The organism is Longimicrobium sp. (assembly GCA_036387335.1).
In the GTDB taxonomy this organism is placed as follows: Bacteria; Gemmatimonadota; Gemmatimonadetes; order Longimicrobiales; family Longimicrobiaceae; genus Longimicrobium.
On the sequence record DASVTZ010000023.1, the window covers coordinates 1 to 4969 of the forward strand.

Genomic DNA, 4969 nt, shown 5'->3' on the forward strand with positions numbered 1-4969 from the left:
GGGCGCTCACAGGCCGACGTCCGGCATGCCGTGCTTCTTCCTTCGCTGCCACAGCACCTTTCGCGAGATGCCGAGCTGCTCGGCGGCGGCGCTGACGCTGCCTCCCAGGTCGCGCAGGGTCGACTCGATGTACATCCGCTCCACCTCGTCCAGCGTGAGCCCGCGGGGCACCTGGAGCGCGTTGGTGACGGGGGCCGGCGCGGCGCCCGCGGACGCCAGCTCGCCGATCTGCATCACGGGGCCGCGCGAAAAGATCATCGACCGCTCGATGACGTTGCGCAGCTCGCGCGCGTTCCCCGGCCAGTCGTGCGCCTGCAGCCGCTGCACTCCCGCCGCGTCGATGGCGGGCACCTGCTTGCCGAAGTACTCCGCGGCGCGCTTGGTGAAGTGCCGCGCGACCTCCGGGATGTCCGAGCGGATGTGGCGCAGCGAGGGGAGGACCTGCGAGGCCACGTTCAGCCGGTAGAAGAGATCCTCGCGAAAGCGCCCCGCGCGCGCGTCGGATGCCAGGTCCACGTTGGTGGCGGCCACCACGCGCAGCGACACCGACTGCTCCTGCGTGGAGCCGATGCGCCGAAAGGTGCGGCTTTCCAGGAACGAGAGGAGCTTGGCCTGCAGCTCCAGCGGCATCGATCCGATCTCGTCCAGCAGCAGCGTCCCGCCGTCCGCGACCTCCACCAGCCCGCGCTTGGTCTGGCGCGCATCGGTGAAGGCGCCGCGCTCGTAGCCGAAGAGCTCCGCCTCCAGGAGCTGCGCGGGGAGGGCGGCGCAGTTGACCTCCACGAAGCGGCGGGCGGCCTGCCCGCTGGCGCCGTGGATGGCGCGCGCCACCAGGTTCTTCCCCGTGCCGCTTTCGCCCAGCAGGAGCGCGGAGACCTGGGCCACGGACGCCACCTGGTCCACGAAGTTCCTCACTTCCTGCACCAGCGGGTGCGAGCCGACGATGCCGTGGCGGTCGAACTTGGCCGCCGTCACCGAGGTGAGCAGCTCCTGCGCGGGCACCTGCTCCAGCGCGCGCCGGATGCGCGTCTCCAGCGCCTTGGGCTCGATGGGCTTGGTGACGAAGTCCGTGGCCCCAGCCTGCAGCGCCGTCTCCGCGTCCCCCTCCGTTCCGTGCGCGGTGGCGATGATGACGGGGAGCGACGGCGCGAACTCCCGCACGCGGCGCGTGAAGGCGATCCCGTCCATCGAGGGCATCACCAGGTCGCACACCACCGCGTCGGGCGCTTCGGCGCGGATCTCGTCGAGCGCCTCCTCCGGCCGCGTGAACCCCTTGGTGACGAAGCGCCTGCTCCGCTCAAGCTGCGCGGTCACCAGCGCAACCTGATCGGGGTCGTCGTCGATGATGAAGATGGTGGGATTCATGGGGCGGGACGGAGGTGCGGAAGTGCGTGAGTGCGTGAGTGCGGGGGGCGTGCGGTGCTACGGGTTCTCCTCCCTCCGTTCCCAACGGTCGGCGTCGCGCACGCGGTACTTGGCGAGCGTGCGCCCCACGGCGTCGTCCAGGTCGATGCCCATCTGGTTCGCCAGGACGACGCACACGAATACCACGTCTCCCAGCTCCAGCGCGACGTCGCCCTCGGGCTCGTCGGCCTTTTTCTTCTTGGGGCCGAAGCGGTGGTTCAGCTCGCGGGCAAGCTCGCCCACCTCTTCGGTGAGGCGGGCCAGGTTCACCAGCGGGGGAAAGTAGCCTTCCTTGAACTGCGAGATGTACTCGTCGACCTGCTGCTGGACTTCGCGGATCTGCATTCGGTGCGGCTCTTCGGCGGGTAGGACCGGCAACCTACGTCCGTTCCCAAACGGAAACAAGGCTCTCGTCCTCCGTTGCAGCCGCACGCCCGCCGCCGGTACATTGAGGCAGCGCGGAGGATGCATCCGTCCGCGCCATTCCGCGTGAAACACCTCACGCGCCACCAACGAGCCCGACGGGAATGAGCCAGCCGCGCGTGGGGATCATCATGGGGAGCCGCTCGGACCGCGAGACGATGCTGGAAGCGGCCCGGGTGCTGGACGAGCTGGGGATCGCCTACGAGATGGAGGTCGTCTCCGCCCATCGCACCCCCGACCGCATGTTCGCGTACGCCGAGGCGGCGGAGGCGCGCGGGCTGGACGTGATCGTCGCCGGCGCGGGCGGCGCGGCGCACCTGCCGGGGATGACGGCGGCTAAGACGGTGCTCCCCGTGATCGGCGTCCCCGTCCTCTCGTCCACGCTCAACGGGGTGGACTCGCTCCTCTCCATCGTGCAGATGCCGCGCGGCGTGCCCGTGGCCACGGTGGCGATCGGCAAGGCGGGGGCGGCCAACGCGGGGCTCCTGGCCGCGCGCATCCTGGGGACGCGCGATCCCGAGATCCGCGACCGCCTGCGCGCCTTCGCCCAGCGCATGGCCGAGGACGCGCTGCGGGAGCCGGAAGCGTGACGCCGATCCTCCCCGGCTCCACCATCGGCATCGTGGGCGGCGGCCAGCTCGGGCGGATGTTCGTGATGGAGGCGCGGCGCATGGGCTACCGCATCGTCGTCTGGGACCCCGCCGCCGACTCCCCCGCCGCCGCCATCGCCGACGAGACCATCATCGCCCCCTTCCACGATGCCGATGCCGCGCTGGAGCTGGCCCGCCGCTCGGACGTGGTGACGCTGGAGTGGGAGAACGCGGACGTGGACACCCTGCGTGCCCTGGAGGCCGTCGTCCCCGTCCGCCCGGGGCCAGACGTGCTGGAGGTGGCGCAGCACCGCATCCGCGAAAAGGATGCGGCCCGCCGCCTGGGCGTCCCCACCGCCGAGTACCGCGCCGTCGGCTCGCTCGACGACCTGCACGCGGCGCTCAACGAGATCGGCGTGCCCGCCGTGCTCAAGACTGCGCGCGGCGGCTACGACGGCAAGGGCCAGGCGGTGATCCGCGACCCGGCGGAGGCAGAGGCGGCGTTCCGCTCCGTGGCGCCGGAGGGTGCGGAGCTCATTCTGGAGGCCTTCGTCCGCTTCCGAATGGAGATCTCGGTGGTCTGCGCGCGCGGGCCGGGCGGCGAGATCGCGTGCTTTCCCGTGGGCGAGAACGAGCACCGCGGCGGCATCCTCCACTCCACCGTCGCCCCGGCGCGTATCTCCCCGGAGCTGGCGGAGGAGGCGCGGCGGATCGCGTGCGCCCTGGCCGAGGGGCTGGAGGTGGTGGGGCTGCTGGCGGTGGAGATGTTCGTGGGCGAGGACGACGTCATCCGGATGAACGAGATCGCGCCGCGCCCCCACAACTCCGGGCACTACACCTGGGAGGCGTGCCCCGTGTCGCAGTTCGAGCAGCAGCTCCGCGCGGTGTGCGGGCTCCCGCTCGGCTCGGCGGATCTGCTATGGCCTGCCGCCATGGTCAACCTGATGGGGGACGACGCCGGAACCGGGCTGGGGCGGGCGGGTACGGCTGAGATGATGGCGGTGCCGATGGCCGCGCTGCACCTGTACGGAAAGGCGGAGTCGCGCCCCGGCCGCAAGATGGGCCACGTGACGGCGCTGGGCGGCACGGCGGACGAGGCGCTGGAGCGGGCGGACTGTGCCTGGCGCGCGCTGGTGAACAAGGTGCACACTGGCGCCCTTGCGCCGGCCAGCGAGTGAGGCAATTGTACGATCAGCGGTCCGAAGCGGATCACCTTCCTCTCACCGTCCTCCCGGGGATGCGCGCCCCGTCCCCGCCACGGGACGCACACCGGCGCCGTGGAATGCCGCGATCAAGGCGTTCCGCCCGGCCCTTCACCTGAAACCCGCGTGTATCCCCTGGCGTAAACGTTTGGGAACGCGCGGTGTACTGAGGACAGCGGTACGTGGCCCGCCGATTGCCTTGATCGGTGGGTGACTCTAAGCAAGGGAGGCTCCGTGATCCTTCACTTCAACTTCGAAGAGCTCCGCGCGCTTTCGGCCGCGATCGAGCTCATGGCGACCGACAGTGGTCGCTTCGGTGCGGTTGCCGCACCGCCGGAGGGCGTGGCGAAGGTGGAGCAGCTCCTTCCCCGCCTCACCGGTGACTTCAGCATCGACTCGCTGGAAGACCAGCGCCGCGTGCGCGAAGCGGTCGGCATCCTGGTGACCGACCTCCACCGCCGGCTGGACGACAAGGTGCTGGAGTTCCATCCGGCGCACGAGGAGGCGGTCGCGCTGTACTTCGACTACGCGCACGGCCGCACCGTCCTCAACCGCCTGGACCGCATGGGCGCCCAGATGGAGGCGATCATCGACCTGATCGGCGACCACAGCGCCGCGGTCAACTTCCCGGACTGAACCCCCGTCCGCGCGAAACAGAGGCCCCGCACCGGCACACGGTGCGGGGCCTTTTCGCGCGCCGGAATGGGAGTTGCGACCGCGGAAGGACTCACCCGCTGAAGGAGACGAGCATGGACCAGAACAACACCGGCGCCAACCAGGGCAACGAGGGCACCCGCGCCGCGGAGGCCCACACCCAGAACGCGCACGACAACCTGGAAGCGCTCCGCGACCAGAACCGCCGCACCGAAGCCACCGCCGGCGACTCCGCAAACCACCCGGTCGGCCAGCAGGACGTCATCAGTAACGGCGGCGGCAGCGAAAAACTCATCTCGAACGCGACGAACACCCGCACCTCGGGCACCACCGGCACGGCCTCCGAAGACAACTCGCAGGCCGCCGCGAACGTCGCCAACGCGCAGGACAACCGCGACGCCCTCGCCGAGCAGAACCGGCGAACGGAGGAGACGACGCCGGACGCGGTGCGCGATCCGATCCGGCAGCCGGACAACCAGCGGTAGGGCGCGGGCAGGCGGCCCCCTCCCCGCTCGTTCCTCGCTGCCCCTCCCCCAAACTGCTGGGGGAGGGGCGGACGCGTGGGGTGGTGTGCGTGGGCTGGGGTCGGGGCGCGCGGGCTCCCCCTCTCCCCGGCCCTCTCCCCCGCAAGCGGGGGAAAGGGTGCACTCCGACCCGACCCGGCATCCGTGGCACGGGCGCGATTTATCGCGCCCG

At 71.0% G+C, this 4969-nt stretch carries 6 protein-coding genes; 4 read left to right on the forward strand and 2 right to left on the reverse strand.

Features of this window, described 5'->3' with window-relative positions:
* Nucleotides 1–6: 6 nt before the first annotated feature.
* Entirely contained in the window at nt 7–1365 is a 1359-nt protein-coding gene (locus VF647_01810; protein ID HEX8450798.1) for a sigma-54 dependent transcriptional regulator, read from the reverse strand.
* 57 nt (nt 1366–1422) lie between these two features.
* Nucleotides 1423–1749: a nucleotide pyrophosphohydrolase gene (locus tag VF647_01815; GenBank protein ID HEX8450799.1), complete on the reverse strand. Its 327-nt coding sequence runs from the start codon at nt 1747–1749 to the stop codon at nt 1423–1425.
* Between the two features lie 182 nt (nt 1750–1931).
* Between VF647_01815 and purE the strand changes: the two genes are divergently transcribed.
* From purE to VF647_01835, 4 genes are all read left to right on the forward strand, one after another.
* Nucleotides 1932–2417 (forward strand): 5-(carboxyamino)imidazole ribonucleotide mutase, encoded by a 486-nt coding sequence (gene purE / locus VF647_01820; protein ID HEX8450800.1) that lies wholly within the window; start codon nt 1932–1934, stop codon nt 2415–2417.
* Complete coding sequence (locus tag VF647_01825; protein ID HEX8450801.1) at nt 2414–3595, forward strand: 5-(carboxyamino)imidazole ribonucleotide synthase; 1182 nt, start codon at nt 2414–2416, stop codon at nt 3593–3595. The genes purE and VF647_01825 overlap by 4 nt, the downstream gene beginning before the upstream one ends.
* 258 nt (nt 3596–3853) lie before the next feature.
* Nucleotides 3854–4255, forward strand: coding sequence for a hypothetical protein (locus VF647_01830; GenBank protein ID HEX8450802.1), 402 nt, complete (start codon nt 3854–3856; stop codon nt 4253–4255).
* A gap of 113 nt (nt 4256–4368) precedes the next feature.
* Entirely contained in the window at nt 4369–4758 is a 390-nt protein-coding gene (locus VF647_01835) for a hypothetical protein (protein ID HEX8450803.1), read from the forward strand.
* The last annotated feature ends 211 nt before the right edge of the window (nt 4759–4969 follow it).

What these genes read in the sequence shown, in the direction of transcription:
- VF647_01835 (HEX8450803.1), top strand. Translation starts at nt 4,369, where the DNA reads ATGGACCAGAACAACACCGGCGCCAACCAGGGCAACGAGGGCACCCGC.
- purE (HEX8450800.1), top strand. Translation starts at nt 1,932, where the DNA reads ATGAGCCAGCCGCGCGTGGGGATCATCATGGGGAGCCGCTCGGACCGC.
- VF647_01810 (HEX8450798.1), bottom strand. Translation starts at nt 1,365, where the DNA reads ATGAATCCCACCATCTTCATCATCGACGACGACCCCGATCAGGTTGCG.
- VF647_01815 (HEX8450799.1), bottom strand. Translation starts at nt 1,749, where the DNA reads ATGCAGATCCGCGAAGTCCAGCAGCAGGTCGACGAGTACATCTCGCAG.